This is a genomic window from Arachidicoccus terrestris (assembly GCF_020042345.1).
GTDB classification, from domain to species: Bacteria; Bacteroidota; Bacteroidia; order Chitinophagales; family Chitinophagaceae; genus Arachidicoccus; species Arachidicoccus terrestris.
Map to the genome: position 1 here is coordinate 3237024 of NZ_CP083387.1, position 15076 is coordinate 3252099.

Consider the following 15076-nt stretch of genomic DNA (forward strand, 5'->3'; position numbering starts at 1 on the left):
TAATTGCGTCAGTTTTCGTATCTTTAATATATGAAACACATTTCCATCATCGTCCCGGAGCGGGCCATTCTCGCCAGTCTCGAAGGGTCCAGGCAGCTGTTTACTCAGGTAAATAGCTTTTGCCTGCAAAACGGGCAACCGCCATTATTTGATGTTCAATTGGTTGGACTTCAGCGGGATACCAAGGCTAGTGGCGGCTTGTTTACCATTAATGCCTCTCAGTTGATAGGTGAAGTGGTCCGAACCGACCTTATCATTATTCCCGCTATTGATGGTGATCTACAGCAGACCGTTCAGGCAAATGCGGCATTTGTTCCCTGGATCAAAAAGCATTATGCAGCAGGAGCAGAGGTGGCGAGCCTATGTCTGGGGGCTTTTCTGCTTGCTGAAACCGGACTGTTAGCCGGCAGGAAATGCGCCACTCATTGGCTCGCGACAGATGAATTTAAACAGCTATATCCCAATGCAGATTTAGTGACAGAGAAGATCATTACGGAAGACAAAGGGATTTATTGCAGTGGCGGTGCTTTCTCTTATCTGAATCTTATTTTGTATCTGATTGAGAAATATGCCGGCAGACAAATGGCGCTCTTATGTGCGAAAGTGTTCGCTATCGAGATAGATCGCCGTACCCAGTTACCCTTTACGATGTTTCGGGGACAAAAAGCCCATGAAGACCAGCCTATCAAGGAAGCTCAGGACTATATTGAAGAAAATTTCCGCGATAAGATATCTATTGATCAATTATGCGATCTGGTCGCACTGGGCCGCCGGAGCTTTGAGCGTCGTTTTAAGAAAGCAACCCATAATACGGTTTTGGAATACATCCAACGCGTAAAAATCGAAGCCGCCAAACAGCAATTGGAATTGGAAGAAAAAAATGTAAGCGAGGTCATGTTTGACGTGGGGTATATTGACCAGAAGACCTTCCGGCAGATGTTTAAGAAAGTGACCGGCCTCTCGCCCGCTGCCTATAAAAATAAGTTTCGAAATTTTAATCTGTTAGCAGCGGTCAACTGACTTAGGCTGATTTTAAAGCAAAAAAAAATCCCACTAAGCTGGAAAGCTGTGGGATGTTCTTCTCATTGGTTGTTTTAAGAAGCATTAAACAAAGTTTATTTTTGTCTCAATTACGGATAATTAGAGAATCTCAATGGATTTAGGCGTGATCTTCACTTCTTCTTTCTTGGGAAGCGTTACACTAAGAATACCATTTTCATATTTGGCGACAATTTTATCTGCATCGATTTTTTCATCCAGTGTGAATGTTCTCTTGAAGCTTCTGTTGGTGAATTCCTGGCGATGGATCTTGGTGTCTTCACCGCTCTGTTCTTTAGAAGCTTGCTTGTCATAAGAGATGGTTAGTAAATTGTCGTCCACATTTAATTTGAAGTCTTGTTTCTGAAGGCCGGGAGCTGCTACTTCCAGTTCAAAGGCTTCTTTTGTTTCTTTAATATTAACCGCAGGCACATGCAGTTCCTTTGCGAAGTTGCCGGCAGGAAAACCGCCAAATACTTCTTCAAACAGATTGTTCAGGGTGCCATAATTTCTCTTTACTAAAGTTGACATATTGTATAAGTTTTAAAGTGAATAATTGAATTTGACTTAATCAGTTTTTAATTTTCAATTTCACATAACAGGTTTCAAATGCCGTACCATCTCGATAAACAGGTTTTTTAAGGCCAAACAGACAGTTTATTTTTAATTAAAGTGACATAATGGCATTATATTGGCAAGGTAGGTGTCATAATGGCGCTATCTGTGCTGAATAATCCATGCTGCTCCTTTACCCACGGAAACGGGGCCGTTTTTACAGGCTGATAGATAATTTGTATCTTTGTGGTTCATAAAAACAAAAATATTTACTATGTATCCTGAAGAAATAGTAATGCCGATGAAGGCGGAGTTGACTGATTACGGTTTTGAAGATTTAATCACTCCGCAGTCTGTGGACGCAGCTATACAGCGCCCCGGTACTACATTGATCGTCATTAATTCTGTATGTGGCTGCTCCGCAGGAAGTGCACGCCCGGGCGTATTGATGGCAGTACAGAATTCTGAAAAGAAGCCCGATTATCTGGCGACGTCGTTTGCCGGTTTTGACGGGGCTGCAGTCAGCAGATTAAGAGAATTCCTTTTACCTTATCCTCCATCGTCACCTTCTATTGCCCTGTTTAAAGATGGCAAACTGGTGAATTTTATTGAAAGACATATGATCGAAGGCAGATCTGCACAGTTGATTGCAGGTGCTTTAATGCAGGCATTTGAAGAATTCTGCTAGACAGGCATAAACTTAGTTAGTGAGCTAAACAGGAAAACGGGCCGACGGAATGTATCCTTTGTCGACCCGTTTTTGATTTCAGGTATTTCAGTTTTGAAAACTAGTTATAATGTGGATTGGCTCCTAACGCGTCCAGGTCTTCATTGCTGTAATCTTTGATCGTATTATATAGCGTGTCTCTTTCTATGGGATGACGTCCGGCCTGACGGATGAGTGCGACCAGTTCCGTGGTTGAAAGCGCAGGCTTTTGTTCTTCGCTACCTGCCATTGTATAGATTTTGGTGGTGTCATCTATTGTGCCATCCAGGTCATCTACGCCAAAACTTAATGTTAACTGAGCATTCTGTCTGCCCAGCATCGGCCAATAAGCTTTCATATGTGGAAAATTGTCCAGATAAAGCCTCGAGATCGCATAAAGGCGCATATCTTCCACTACAGAACTTTCCGGTACGTCGGACATATCATTATTCTTATTTCGGAATTTCAACGGAATAAACGTGTTGAAACCTCCGGTCTCATCCTGAAGCGTCCTGAGTTTATCCATATGATCGATACGATGTTCATAATTCTCTATATGGCCAAACAGCATGGTTGCATTGGAGTGCATGCCAAGGTTATGAGCTGCCTTATGAATACGTAACCAGCCCTCTGTGTCCACCTTATCATGACATATTTTGCTCCGCACTTCCGGATGGAAAATTTCCGCACCACCACCAGGCAATGATTGCAGACCAGCCTCTTTGAGCAGCTGCATACCTTCTTCCGGGCTTACTTTGGCCTTACGGAACATATAGTCCAGCTCTACAGCCGTATAACCTTTGATATGCAGGTCCGGACGGTGTTCCTTAATGCGTTTCATGACATCTATAAAAAACTGCATCGTTAACTTAGGGTGAACCCCCCCCACAATGTGTACTTCTGTTACCGGTTTGCCATCATAGCTTTTTACGATATGCATCATTTGATCAGCGGATAATTCCCAGCCTTCTTCCCTGTTTTTATAAAGTCTGGAATACGAACAGAAAGCGCAGGTAAATACACAGACGTTTGTGGGCTCAATATGAAAATTGCGGTTGAAGTAGGTTTTGTTGCCATGTCTTTTCTCTCTTACATAATTGGCCAGACCGCCCGCGAAGCCCAGAGAAGCCTTCTCAAATAAGGTGATTCCTTCCTGAAAGCTCAACCTTTTTTCTGCTAATACCTTTTCACCGATTTTTCTTAGTTCTGTATCTTGTTCACTGGAAATCAATTGCTCGACTCCGGTAGCCAATTCCACCATAATCACAAATTTTGATCACAAATTTAAGGGTTATTAGCTAAAGAGAATCACAATGTATGAGGGGGTGCTTCTTTAAAGCATAAACCGTTGTTATAAAAAGAGGTGTTGTATTGAAGTTCGGAATGAGTTGAATCTTTTATAAAACAATGCAATATAAGTTAATAAATTTAACTATTTGTATGTCTTTATGCGTAGTTGTGTAGACGTTTAAAAAGACAGGTTATATGAATTCTGTAATCAACAACTTCGGTTTTGTAAAATGAAACGCTCTAATTTTGTAAAGTGATTGTCTCTAATTTTGTAAAATGATCTATAAATGTAATATATATTACATTTATAGACTATCAGATACGATTAGCGGATAATGAATTGGAGAGAAAACTTCATGCCGCGGGAGCAGTCTTATTCGTGGAATGAAAGCTTTATGAGCAAGGTTTCTGATACCAACCGCGATCCAATAAAAGTAAGGAGTTTACTTCGCTCTCTTGCCAGAAATACAGCGACTCTTGTGGAAGTCTCCACATTGGAAAGAGATATACGCCAGATCGAGAATGGCAGTATATCGCGGCCGACTATTTACGATTATCTTGGTGCATTATATCAATTGATGATTCTGGAGAATCAGCCCGCATGGAATACCTATATACGCTCCTCTGCCCTCTTAAGAAATTCACCTAAAAGGCATTTTACAGATGTCTGTCTTGCCGTATCTGCGTTAGGCTTAGACAAAGAGGCTTTGTTGAAGGATTTGAACTTTCTAGGGTTTCTGTTTGAGTCGTTAGTTACACATGATTTCCGGGTGTATGGACAGGTAGATGATGCTAAAGTCTATCATTATCGGGGTTCGAGCGGACTAGAGGTAGATGCCATTGTACAAAAACATAATGGAGATGGGTATGCATTTGAAATAAAGTTGGGAGTCGGCCAGATTGAAGACGCTGCTGCGAGCCTTAATAAATTTGTTTCAGTTCTGGATGGAAAAAAATACAGCCTCCAAAATCACTTAACATAATTACGGGTACGGGAATCAGTTATACCAGGAAAGACGGGATAAATGTGATTTCGCTTGCATCATTAGGTGCATAGATGTAAAAGTGCGGGAATTCCGCAACTTAATGTACTGTTTTCATTGTCAAATTAAACAGACCAGAGGATATCGCAGTTGAGCATTATCTTAGCTGCCAAGTGGCCCAACCCCCGACGAGATTTTCTCTTAATCCAACAGGTGCTGCTCTATGGCCAGCCTGATTAATCCGGCAGTATTATGTACATCCAGTTTTGTCAACAGGTTCTTTCGATGGCTGTCTACCGTCAGTGGGCTGATAAACAGTTCCTGTGCGATCTGGGCATTGGTTTTGCCGTCGGCAATTAACTGCAAGACTTCTTTTTCTCTTCTGGTCAGCGCGGGCAATGCTCCAACCTGTAAACCGGTTGACGGCTTAAGCATGTGCTCCATGGAAAGGCTGAGATACAGGTTGCCATCCAATACAGTTCTTAATGCTTTTTCTATTTCTTCCACAGATGCGCTTTTAATCAAATAACCCGAAGCGCCATTATCTATCATACGGAGAATATAACTCCGTTCACTGAAAGTGCTCAGGCCGACAATTTTAATGTCAGGGAAAGTTGTTTTTATTTTTTTACACAGGTCGATGCCATTAATGTCCGGTAGATTGATGTCCAGCAGTACAATATCAGTAGGTATGGCTTTTAATTGAGCCATGGCGTCAATGGCACTCGTAGCAGTCGCCGTTACAGTAACAAAATCGATACCGGATAACAACTGTTGCAGACCGGCGATTACCATGGGGTGATCGTCTACAATTAAAAGTGAAGCGATGGTGTCTGCGCTCATAATTTGTGCATTTAAAGAGTTTGCTATACGAAACTCGGTCTCGCAAGCGCTTGCTACGCTAAATTTCCATATTTTTTTTGAGCTGACCAAGCGCCGTTACCAGAATCCCCTGTTTCAGGGAGGAGAAGGAAATACCGTTTTGAGGGGTATTGCTTTTATCTTACCAGACCAAGCAGTTTTACTGCCAGGCATCACTTCCGCTTCAATCCGATTGATGGCTAAAATTGAAAAACGGTAATCTATGGTGCCACTGATCGCTTCTGTGACCAGTCCTTGATTCCAGTAGGGAGGCCTGAGGTCATAACCGATATTGACGCGATATTTTTTTTGTGTAAGTATTGAATCCTGCTGATCCGATAAGCCGGGTTTCACCTTTTAGTGGAATGCCCCAACGAATCCCCAATCCGTTCATATAGTGTACACGCAATTTTTCTATGATGGCAGCAGCCTGGGCTTTCTCAGGGAACGCTGTAAGATTATAATAGGTCAACAACCTTCGGATCGGAGAACAGGTCAAAGATATCGCGGTCATATTCCATTGTAATGTCAATAGGCTCAAGCCGTTTCGTTAACAGTACAGGAAAAGCTGTGAGTGCCATTTTATAAAATGCTGGTATCTATTGGTTAAATATGCGTTCGTTATGTAATATGGGCACAATGGATTTCTTCTCATTACTGCGAAGCTTGACCGGTATACTTTCAAGGACCGCGTGTTTGATCGCTCCGACTAATTTTCGCTTAACAAAATCCCGGTGCGTGACAATACCAACTTCTCTGACAGGTGCCGGTGATTTAAAAAGGCGTAGTCTCTCTTTTTGATCCGAGCTCAGGCCATAGGTCGCCAGCTCGGGAAGGATGGTGATCCCTTCCCCGGCATCCACCATTCTTCTGAGGGTTTCCAGACTGCCTGCTTCATATTCAAAATGCGGGCCGCCGTTGCTACGTTTTCTGAGTTCACATAGATTTATAATCTGTGACCGAAAACAATGTCCTTCTTCTAACAGCAGGAGATCATTGGGATCGATATCACCGGAGAGGATAAAATGTTTACGCAGTAATTTATTTTTCCCGGACGAATAGACCATAAGTTCTTCGTAGAAAAGAGGATCTTCCTTAATGCCCTTTTCATGCAAAGGTGTGACCAGGATGCCCATGTCGATCTGTCCTTCCCGCAGTTTTTTGATCAGATGATCAGTAGTCAATTCAATAATAGTGAGCTTTACCTGTGGATATTTCTTTGTAAATACCGGAACGAAAAGTGGTAGGAGATAGGGCGCGAGTGTAGGGATGACGGCCACTTTAATCTCACCGGTGACCAGGTCTTTTTTCTCCTGGATCATTTCTGTCAGCACTGATTTCTCGGCCAGGATCCTTCTTGCCTGCTCTATGATTTCTTCACCGGCCGCCGTTGGCACTACAGGTTGTTTGCTGCGGTCAAAGATCTTGACCGCGAGTTCTTCCTCCAGTTTCTGAATCTGCATACTGAGTGTCGGCTGTGTAATATGACAACTCTGGGCGGCATCTGCAAAATGCCGGTAAGCATTGACGGCGACTATATACTCCAATTGCGTAAATGTCATGATTGTTAATATCTATTAGGTGAACAAAGTTATTCAATTTTATTGATACATGATCTACTGAAGCCTGCTCTGTGCATCTTCGCTGGAGCTCTCTATCTTTTTGGTTTTAAATGATTTACCTTTTCTGAAGTTATAAGTTAACGATACTTTGAACATTCTGGATTGACGTTCCTGCGTAATATGAATCAGGCGGTCGTCATACTTGATATCGGCCGAAATCTTTCTGCCGAGAAACAGGTCGGTAACGCCGGCCCTGATTTTCAGGTTGCCGTCCATCAGTTTCTTTTCTATTCCGATATCTACTTTAGAGATGCTGCTGACAAAAATATTTCCCTCAATTGCATGGTTAAGATAGAAGGCGCTGAGGTTCGCCGACCAGGTCTTTCCCAACTTAAAATCCTGTGCTGTCTGTAAATAATATAGAGGTTGCTTGATGGCAAATCCGGCGGTTTGTAGGTTTTCATAACGCCATTGCAGTGTGTTATTGGTATTCCACCATTTGGTAATCTTGACCGGTATGCTAAGTGTTGCAGAATACCGCTTGGTGGATCCTGTATTGCCTCGCGTAATCTCTACCAGTGCGGTGTCCGCATTAATATGAGTGATCTGTGTGATCTCGTCTCTGAACTGGCTATATCCGACAGAAAAATTATATTTATTGGCCAGGGTAAAGCCGATCTCATAGTTATCTGCAAACTGAGGCTTCAGATAGGGGTTCCCCGTTTCGATCGTGTAGTTATCCAGATAGGATACATAAGGATTCAGATCATTATAATAGGGGCGCTCGATCCTTTTATTATAAGACAGACTAAAATAATTGCTGCCGTTTTCGTTGAGATCTCTTTTAACGAAAACTGTAGGGAAGAGGTTAAAATAGTCATTTTCATTGACGCTGCTGGTAACGGCATCTAAGCTGCCTTTGGTCTTTGTGTATTCCCCCCTTAATCCGAGCTGAATTTCTGTATTAAGAACTTTACCTTCCAGTGTCATAAAGCCTGCCAGTATATGTTCTCTATAATGAAACTGATAGTACATCGCCGGATCTTCTGTCCAGTTATTATCCACTATACGTGAAAACTGATTGACATGGTCTATACGCGTGCCGGTGTACTTGCCACCGAAATGCAATTTCGTAGTCGGAGAAAACACCTGCATGTATTTAATATCCGCTGTCAGTATCCTGGCCTTATTGGGCATACCATACCGGAAACTTGTATCTCTGAGGGGCATCCCTTCCGCATCCAGGTCCTGACTGACAGACAGGTTGGTACTGTTGTTGTTGGTCTGGGTATAATCGGCTTTGATTTCCAGGTTGGATCCTGAAGTGTCGGTATCCAGATGATAATTAAAAGTAAAGTTGTTCAGGTTTCGGGCATTATGATCAGTAAAGTGCCCGTCTGAACTAAAATTATTTTGTGGCAGTGCCGGGTAATGGATATTACTGATCGAATGTGTCACACTGCCTGAATGGTTATAGGAGCCATTATAGCCAAGGGCCAGGTATTGGCCCTGAGAGATGTCATAGGTCATGCCCAGTCGCGCGCTATGTCCGTTATAACGATTAATAATGCTATTAGTGGCATCATATATACCGTCTTCCGGAAAGTCCCGTTGCTGGGTGATATCATTATACCCTTTATTTTGGTAATGACTGTAGTTGCCTGTAAACGTGAGCTTGTTTTGGTGGTAATTGAGCTGAAGTCCCTGATCATTGCCCGGATATCTGCCAATCGAATAACCTGCACTTATATTCCCGGTAAGTCCGGCCGTTCTTTTTTTCTTTAAAATAATATTAATGATGCCGCCGGTACCCTGGGCATCATATTCGGCAGAAGGGTGGGCGATAATCTCTATGGATTTAATGTCAGACGCCCTCAGGTTATTCAGGTAGGCAGTCAGGTCATCACCGCTTAACTGTAACATAACACCATTGACCATGACCCGTACACCGGCATTTCCATTGATGGAGATCCCGCCATTACGATCCACAAACATACCGGGAGCCATTTCCATAATCTCCATGGAATTCTTACCGGCAACAAGCGCGTTGTCATCTACATTCATGACCACGCGGTCTATTTTTCTGCTGATCAACGGTACGGTACTTTTAACGGTGACCGCTTCCAGGTCATTTGTTTTTTTGATCAGCACGATATGCATGGCGGAATCGCCGATCTCTATCCACTTTTTTGTCGGATTATAACTGGTACCGGTAGCGATCAGAAAATACCGGTTGCCGACCGGTAAGTCGATAATAAAAGAGCCATCTTCCCCGGCTATTTTTTCGGCGACCGCTTTAGCTGAGGTATCAGATACCATAAAACGAAGGGTGGCAAAAGCAATGCCCTGCCCATTTTCATCTTCCACATGTCCCATAAGTACGGCGGCAGATTTTTGGGCGAATCCGCTAATCACGGTTACAGTCATTATCAGAAGGATCAAAAACTTTTTCATTGTAGTTTATTTAGTACTATTAATACCACAAAACTATGCATATATTGGTACTATGTAATACATAGTATTGGGTGTATGTTTATAATTTTTAAATATATATTTGTATTCTTCTAATTATTAATTTTTTGTATTAAATTAATAAAATGTTAAATCAAATAAGGAAAATTGGTTTGATAGATTTTTTAAATACTGAAATAAAAAAAGGCCAACTGAGATGCATCCCTTTCGATTTTAATAGGATAGCAGGCCTCTATAGATTTCGTCTATATGACATCGAAGCTATCAATGGTTAGTATAGGGCAAAGGCGGTATATTTGCTTTATAAATCGTTGAAGAACAGATATTTTCACTTTTCAAACAGAACAACCATGAGCGAGAAGAAATTAACCAGTGCTTCCGGCATCCCCTATGTAGACCATGAGGATACCAAAGGGGTTGGACCACGGGGCCCTTTATTATTAGAAGATTTTATTTTACACGAAAAATTAGCGCATTTTAACCGGGAGCGCATACCTGAAAGGATTGTACATGCAAAGGGATCGGGCGCTTTCGGCACTTTTACGGTGACAGGTGATATTACCCGGTACACCAAAGCAAAAATTTTCAGTGAAATCGGTAAGAAAACCAGGATACTGTTCCGGTTCTCTACAGTAGCCGGTGAGCGCGGCAGCGCTGATACGGAAAGAGATCCCAGGGGATTTGCCATGAAGTATTATACAGAGGACGGGAATTGGGACCTGGTAGGTAACAATACCCCCATTTTCTTTATTAAGGATGCCAAGAAATTCCCTGATTTTATCCATACCCAGAAGCGAGATCCCTATACAAATTGTAAGAGTGCCACAGCTGTTTGGGATTTCTGGAGTCTTTGCCCGGAGAGTCTCCATCAGGTATTGTTTGTGATGTCCGACAGAGGGACACCTTATGGCTATCGCCATATGCACGGATACGGGAGTCATACATTTAGTATGATCAATAAAGAGAATAAAAGGGTATGGGTGAAGTTTCATATGCGTTGTGAGCAGGGTATCAAGAATTTTACCAGCGATCAGGCCGCTGAAATGAAAAGCATAGATGCGGATTTTGCACAAAGAGACCTGTTGGAGTCCATTGACAAGGGTGCATTTCCCCGATGGAAAATGTGTATTCAGGTAATGACAGAAGCGCAGGCAAAAACACACAAGTTTAATCCTTTCGATGTCACCAAGACCTGGTCGCAGCAGGAGTTTCCGTTGATTGAAGTAGGTATTGCTGAGCTGAATGAGAATGCGCAGAATTATTTTGCTGAGATCGAACAGGCCGCTTTTGCTCCGGCACATATTGTGGATGGCATTGGCTTCTCTCCTGATAAAATGCTGCAGGGGCGCATCCTTGGATACACGGATGCGCAACGCTACCGGCTGGGTGCGAACTATGAGCAGATCCCGGTTAACCGTTGCCCTTTTGCGGTTAATAATTATCAGCGGGACGGCTATATGCGTGTAGATGGCAATGGGGGTAAAGAGGTTAATTATTATCCGAATAGTTTTAGTGATGTTCGTCCGGATATGTCCTACAGCCGGCCGGCGGAGCCATTAGAGGACAATGTAGCGGACTGGTTTGACCGCAACGGGCCGGGAGAGGATGATCATTACACCCAACCCGGTATCTTTTTCAGGGAGGTGCTGGACGAGGCCGGCAGACAAAACCTCATTGAAAATATCGTAGGCGCGATGACCGGTATCAGTGGCCCCAAAAGAGAAGAAATCATCAACAGACAACTCTGTCATTTCTTCAGAGCCGATACGGGCCTGGGGATGGGTATTGCTCAGGGACTCGGCGTAGATCTGTCCCGGGTCATGGATAAAATGCCCAGAACAGAGATCTGATGCCGGTTCTTTATTTTCAGGCTTTTAGACCTGCTGTTCATATCCTGCTTTACCTCGGTAGAAGAAAAGCAGGATATTTTTGGCTGCAGCGGCAGGTAATTTCCACTTTTTATACACAATTTTTGAAGGCAATTTTAATTTCCTTTGGTGACGCCTATCTTTGTCCCTATGGCAAAATCAAAAGGTGAAACACCGCTGATGCAGCAACATCGGGAAATCAAGCAGAGATATCCCGATGCGATCCTGCTTTTCAGGGTGGGGGATTTTTATGAAACCTTCGGGCAGGACGCGGTGGATGCCGCAAGGGTGCTGGGTATTACACTGACCAAGCGTAATAGCGGTAATCCGGATGCCATGGAACTGGCCGGATTCCCGCATCATGCATTGGATGCTTATTTGCATAAACTGGTTAAAGGCGGATATCGGGTGGCGGTCGTAGACCAGCTGGAAGATCCAAAAGCGGCAAAAGGAATTGTAAAAAGAGGCGTTACGGAGCTTGTCACCCCTGGACTGGCGATAGATGATAAACTGCTGGAAAACGGGAGTAACAATTTCCTGGCTGCCATTCATTATACGGATCAGCAAATGGGTGCCGCTTTCCTGGATATCTCTACCGGCGAATTTTTTGTGGCTGAGGGTACAGGTGAATATATTGAAAAACTGGTACAGTCCCTGCGCCCGGCCGAAATCATTTATCAACGCAGTCACCAGAAAAAATTAAAAGAACATTTTGGCTCCGATATATTTACCTATACACTGGAGGCCTGGATCTTTGATCTGGCTTTCGCGACAGAGGCATTACTGAAGCATTTTCAGGTACATAGCCTCAAAGGCTTTGGTATTGATCAGCTTCAGATGGGGATTATCGCTGCCGGTGCGGTATTGCATTACCTGAAAGAGACCCAGCATCCGGACCTGGACCATATTACGCAGATCCAGCGGATTGAGAAAGACGATTTCCTCTGGATGGACCGGTTTACTATCCGCAATCTTGAATTGCTACCTACCGGTCGCCAGGCCGGAGAACAGAGCTTATTGCAAGTGCTGGATACCACGCGTACGGCCATGGGAGCCAGGCTGTTGAAAAGATGGCTCATCATGCCACTGATTGATGAAGTAAAAATACAGCAGCGGTTGACGAGCGTGGAGTCCCTGGTGCTCAGCCCTGAAACGCTTCAGTCGCTGCAAGGGTTCCTGGCCCAGTCCGGTGATCTGGAACGGCTGGCCAGTAAGGTGGCGATGAAAAGAGTGGGGCCCAGGGAGGTTGTCCAGCTGGCAGACAGTCTTGGTGTTTGTCAGGACGTTAAAGTGCTGATGGAAAACCAAAACGAAGCCTATCTGGGCAGTCTGGGCGCAAAATTAGAACCCTGCACAGAGATCAGGGAAAAGATCACCAGAGAGCTGGTGACGGAACCGCCGGCGCAGGCTTCTAAAGGGGGCATCATCGCCGCCGGTGTATCTACAGAGCTGGATGAGTTAAGAGAGATTTCTGCCAATGGTAAAAGCTACCTGGAAGCTCTGCAGAAAAGAGAAGCAGAAATCACGGGCATCTCATCTTTAAAGGTGGGTTTTAATAATGTATTCGGATATTATCTGGAAGTGACCAACCTGCATAAGGACAAAGTTCCCGAGAGCTGGATACGCAAGCAGACACTGGCCTCTGCTGAAAGGTACATCACAGAGGAACTGAAGATCTATGAAGAAAAGATCACCGGCGCGCAGGATAAGATAGCTGTTCTGGAGAGCCGCATTTACAACCAGCTGTTGGATAGCCTGGCTACCTTTACCCGAAGTCTGCAGCGTAATGCTCAGCTACTGGCCACGCTGGACCTGTTGGGCAGCTTTGCCGCGAATGCCCTGAAATATAATTATCATAAACCGGCATTGCATCGGGGAACTGCATTATCGTTAAAAGAAAGCCGTCATCCGGTGATAGAGCGATACCTTCCACCTGGTGAACCCTATGTAGCTAATGACATAGAACTAGACAGTGAAAATCAGCAGATCATTATCCTGACCGGTCCTAACATGAGCGGTAAAAGTGCCTTGCTCCGGCAGACGGCACTCATCACGCTGATGGCACATATGGGTAGCTTCGTGCCGGCTAAAGAGGCACAGGTGCCTTTAACAGATAAAATATTTACCCGGGTCGGCGCCAGTGACAATCTCAGCGGGGGAGAAAGTACATTTATGGTGGAGATGAATGAGACGGCCAGCATTATCAATAATATCTCGCCCCGAAGCCTGATCCTGCTCGATGAGATCGGAAGAGGCACCTCTACTTATGACGGTATTTCCATAGCCTGGAGTATCGTTGAGTTCCTGCATGGATCCGCCGGCAGACCTAAGACGCTATTTGCGACCCATTATCATGAACTCAATGATCTGGAATCCTATCTTTCACGGGTAAAGAATTATCATATTACTAATAAGGAAATCGGCCATAAGATCATATTCTTGCGCAAACTGGCGCCGGGAGGCAGTACCCATAGCTTCGGTATTCATGTGGCGAAAATGGCGGGCATGCCTCCCTCCCTGACAGACAGGGCAACGCAGATATTAGAACAGTTGGAGCTGAAAAGGGACGAAGAGGGGCTGGGAGCCGGTGCACCGGAAGAGGCCCCCGCTGCAATACCCAAGGTGGATTCGGCCGGCCAGGGGCTCAAAAAGGCCAATGCACCCCATTTGCAGCTTAGCATCTTTGATACCCATACGGAGGTGTTCGACCAGATCCGCAGTGCCCTCAATGAGATCAATATTAATGAGCTGACGCCCGTTGAAGCGCTATTAAAACTCAACCAGATCAAGGGTCTGCTCAAATAAATTAATTGGAATATATTCACGTAAACAAGCGAAGATGATAAAATATACCACGGGTTTTGTTGATAAATTGGAAGATATATTACAGGAATCCAAATATACGGTTCGCTATGAAAGAGGAAATTTTCAGAGTGGATGGTGTCTGTTGGATCATAAAAGAGTGGTTGTCTTAAACAAATTCCTGAATACAGAAGGCCGTGTCAACACGTTGGTTGATCTTATTCCGCAACTGAAGATTGATTACGATAAACTGACGCTGAGCTCGCAGAAACTCTATGAATTTCTGACGGAAAACAGACTGGAACAGTCAGGCGGGGAAAGCCAGATCAACGATGAGCCGGCAGTGGTAGAGGGGAGTGAAAATGAGAATCCGGAAATAGTGACGGATGCCCCAGATGATGCGCAAAAGCAGCTGGATGATCAGGTACAGGAACAGGATATTGATCATGAAGCGGATGAACAGAGCAATAATGAACCGACAGAGAATTAATGAATTTTTTTTAATAGATAAACCGGCACCATATGAATTTAATAGGAAATATTATCTGGCTGATCTTCGGCGGTCTGATCGTTGCGTTGGAGTATATGATCGGTGGAATTATTCTATGCCTGACTGTGATCGGGATCCCTTTTGGTATCCAGAATTTTAAAATCGGTATGGCGACACTCGCCCCATTTGGTCTGAAGATTGTAGACCGGGCTGCACAAAAAGGCCAGGCCCCCGGTTGTCTGACCACTGCCCTGAATATTCTCTGGATTTTCTGTGGAGGTATCTGGATCGCGTTAACGCATCTGGTTTTTGGGTTGGTCCTGTGTATAACAATTATTGGCATACCCTTTGGTAAACAGCATTTTAAGTTAATGGGACTATGTCTGATGCCTTTTGGAAAGGCGCTTGTCTAGTTACGCTGCCTGCTCTGCTCATACAATTGTCAACCT

General features: G+C 44.1%; 13 protein-coding genes. 7 read left to right on the forward strand and 6 right to left on the reverse strand.

The features are described 5' to 3' along the window. Positions 1-30: 30 nt before the first annotated feature. Positions 31-1020: a GlxA family transcriptional regulator gene (locus K9M52_RS12605; RefSeq protein ID WP_224068782.1), complete on the forward strand. Its 990-nt coding sequence runs from the start codon at positions 31-33 to the stop codon at positions 1018-1020. Between the two features lie 120 nt (positions 1021-1140). Here K9M52_RS12605 and K9M52_RS12610 read toward each other — a convergent pair whose 3' ends face one another. After that, positions 1141-1569 carry an Hsp20/alpha crystallin family protein gene (locus K9M52_RS12610; RefSeq protein ID WP_224068783.1) on the reverse strand — a complete coding sequence of 143 codons (429 nt, stop codon included), beginning with the start codon at positions 1567-1569 and terminating at the stop codon, positions 1141-1143. A gap of 298 nt (positions 1570-1867) precedes the next feature. On the opposite strand from K9M52_RS12610, the gene K9M52_RS12615 reads away from it, so the two are divergent. Continuing rightward, positions 1868-2281 (forward strand): BrxA/BrxB family bacilliredoxin, encoded by a 414-nt coding sequence (locus K9M52_RS12615; protein ID WP_224068784.1) that lies wholly within the window; start codon positions 1868-1870, stop codon positions 2279-2281. 100 nt (positions 2282-2381) lie between these two features. Here the strand turns inward: K9M52_RS12615 and mqnE are convergent, their stop codons facing one another. After that, the gene (gene mqnE, locus K9M52_RS12620) at positions 2382-3560 is read right to left on the reverse strand and encodes an aminofutalosine synthase MqnE (RefSeq protein WP_224068785.1); all 1179 of its coding nucleotides are present in this window, start codon (positions 3558-3560) and stop codon (positions 2382-2384) included. A gap of 424 nt (positions 3561-3984) precedes the next feature. Here mqnE and K9M52_RS12625 point away from each other — a divergent pair, with 424 nt between their 5' ends. After that, entirely contained in the window at positions 3985-4572 is a 588-nt protein-coding gene (locus K9M52_RS12625; protein ID WP_224068786.1) for a DUF4143 domain-containing protein, read from the forward strand. Positions 4573-4773: 201 nt separating this feature from the next. Here K9M52_RS12625 and K9M52_RS12630 read toward each other — a convergent pair whose 3' ends face one another. The 4 genes from K9M52_RS12630 to K9M52_RS12645 form a co-directional block, all read right to left on the reverse strand. Further along, positions 4774-5415 (reverse strand): response regulator, encoded by a 642-nt coding sequence (locus K9M52_RS12630; RefSeq protein ID WP_224068787.1) that lies wholly within the window; start codon positions 5413-5415, stop codon positions 4774-4776. A 114-nt stretch (positions 5416-5529) separates the two neighbouring features. Next, positions 5530-5787 carry a GNAT family N-acetyltransferase gene (locus tag K9M52_RS12635; protein ID WP_224068788.1) on the reverse strand — a complete coding sequence of 86 codons (258 nt, stop codon included), beginning with the start codon at positions 5785-5787 and terminating at the stop codon, positions 5530-5532. A 245-nt stretch (positions 5788-6032) separates the two neighbouring features. Further along, entirely contained in the window at positions 6033-6995 is a 963-nt protein-coding gene (locus tag K9M52_RS12640) for a hydrogen peroxide-inducible genes activator (protein WP_224068789.1), read from the reverse strand. A 54-nt stretch (positions 6996-7049) separates the two neighbouring features. Beyond that, the gene (locus K9M52_RS12645; RefSeq protein WP_224068790.1) at positions 7050-9449 is read right to left on the reverse strand and encodes a TonB-dependent receptor domain-containing protein; all 2400 of its coding nucleotides are present in this window, start codon (positions 9447-9449) and stop codon (positions 7050-7052) included. A gap of 368 nt (positions 9450-9817) precedes the next feature. Between K9M52_RS12645 and K9M52_RS12650 the strand changes: the two genes are divergently transcribed. The 4 genes from K9M52_RS12650 to K9M52_RS12665 all read left to right on the forward strand — a co-directional run bounded on the left by K9M52_RS12650 (position 9818) and on the right by K9M52_RS12665 (position 15040). Then, complete coding sequence (locus tag K9M52_RS12650) at positions 9818-11317, forward strand: catalase (protein ID WP_224068791.1); 1500 nt, start codon at positions 9818-9820, stop codon at positions 11315-11317. Between the two features lie 168 nt (positions 11318-11485). Continuing rightward, positions 11486-14140 (forward strand): DNA mismatch repair protein MutS, encoded by a 2655-nt coding sequence (gene mutS, locus K9M52_RS12655; protein WP_224068792.1) that lies wholly within the window; start codon positions 11486-11488, stop codon positions 14138-14140. Positions 14141-14174: 34 nt separating this feature from the next. Next, positions 14175-14627 (forward strand): hypothetical protein, encoded by a 453-nt coding sequence (locus K9M52_RS12660; RefSeq protein ID WP_224068793.1) that lies wholly within the window; start codon positions 14175-14177, stop codon positions 14625-14627. 32 nt (positions 14628-14659) lie between these two features. Then, positions 14660-15040, forward strand: coding sequence for a YccF domain-containing protein (locus tag K9M52_RS12665; protein WP_224068794.1), 381 nt, complete (start codon positions 14660-14662; stop codon positions 15038-15040). Positions 15041-15076 lie beyond the last annotated feature (36 nt).

Coding starts and splice junctions, on each gene's coding strand:
- K9M52_RS12605 (WP_224068782.1), top strand. CDS start 31: ATGAAACACATTTCCATCATCGTCCCGGAGCGGGCCATTCTCGCCAGT.
- K9M52_RS12610 (WP_224068783.1), bottom strand. CDS start 1,569: ATGTCAACTTTAGTAAAGAGAAATTATGGCACCCTGAACAATCTGTTT.
- K9M52_RS12615 (WP_224068784.1), top strand. CDS start 1,868: ATGTATCCTGAAGAAATAGTAATGCCGATGAAGGCGGAGTTGACTGAT.
- mqnE (WP_224068785.1), bottom strand. CDS start 3,560: ATGGTGGAATTGGCTACCGGAGTCGAGCAATTGATTTCCAGTGAACAA.
- K9M52_RS12625 (WP_224068786.1), top strand. CDS start 3,985: ATGAGCAAGGTTTCTGATACCAACCGCGATCCAATAAAAGTAAGGAGT.
- K9M52_RS12630 (WP_224068787.1), bottom strand. CDS start 5,415: ATGAGCGCAGACACCATCGCTTCACTTTTAATTGTAGACGATCACCCC.
- K9M52_RS12640 (WP_224068789.1), bottom strand. CDS start 6,995: ATGACATTTACGCAATTGGAGTATATAGTCGCCGTCAATGCTTACCGG.
- K9M52_RS12645 (WP_224068790.1), bottom strand. CDS start 9,449: ATGAAAAAGTTTTTGATCCTTCTGATAATGACTGTAACCGTGATTAGC.
- K9M52_RS12650 (WP_224068791.1), top strand. CDS start 9,818: ATGAGCGAGAAGAAATTAACCAGTGCTTCCGGCATCCCCTATGTAGAC.
- mutS (WP_224068792.1), top strand. CDS start 11,486: ATGGCAAAATCAAAAGGTGAAACACCGCTGATGCAGCAACATCGGGAA.
- K9M52_RS12660 (WP_224068793.1), top strand. CDS start 14,175: ATGATAAAATATACCACGGGTTTTGTTGATAAATTGGAAGATATATTA.
- K9M52_RS12665 (WP_224068794.1), top strand. CDS start 14,660: ATGAATTTAATAGGAAATATTATCTGGCTGATCTTCGGCGGTCTGATC.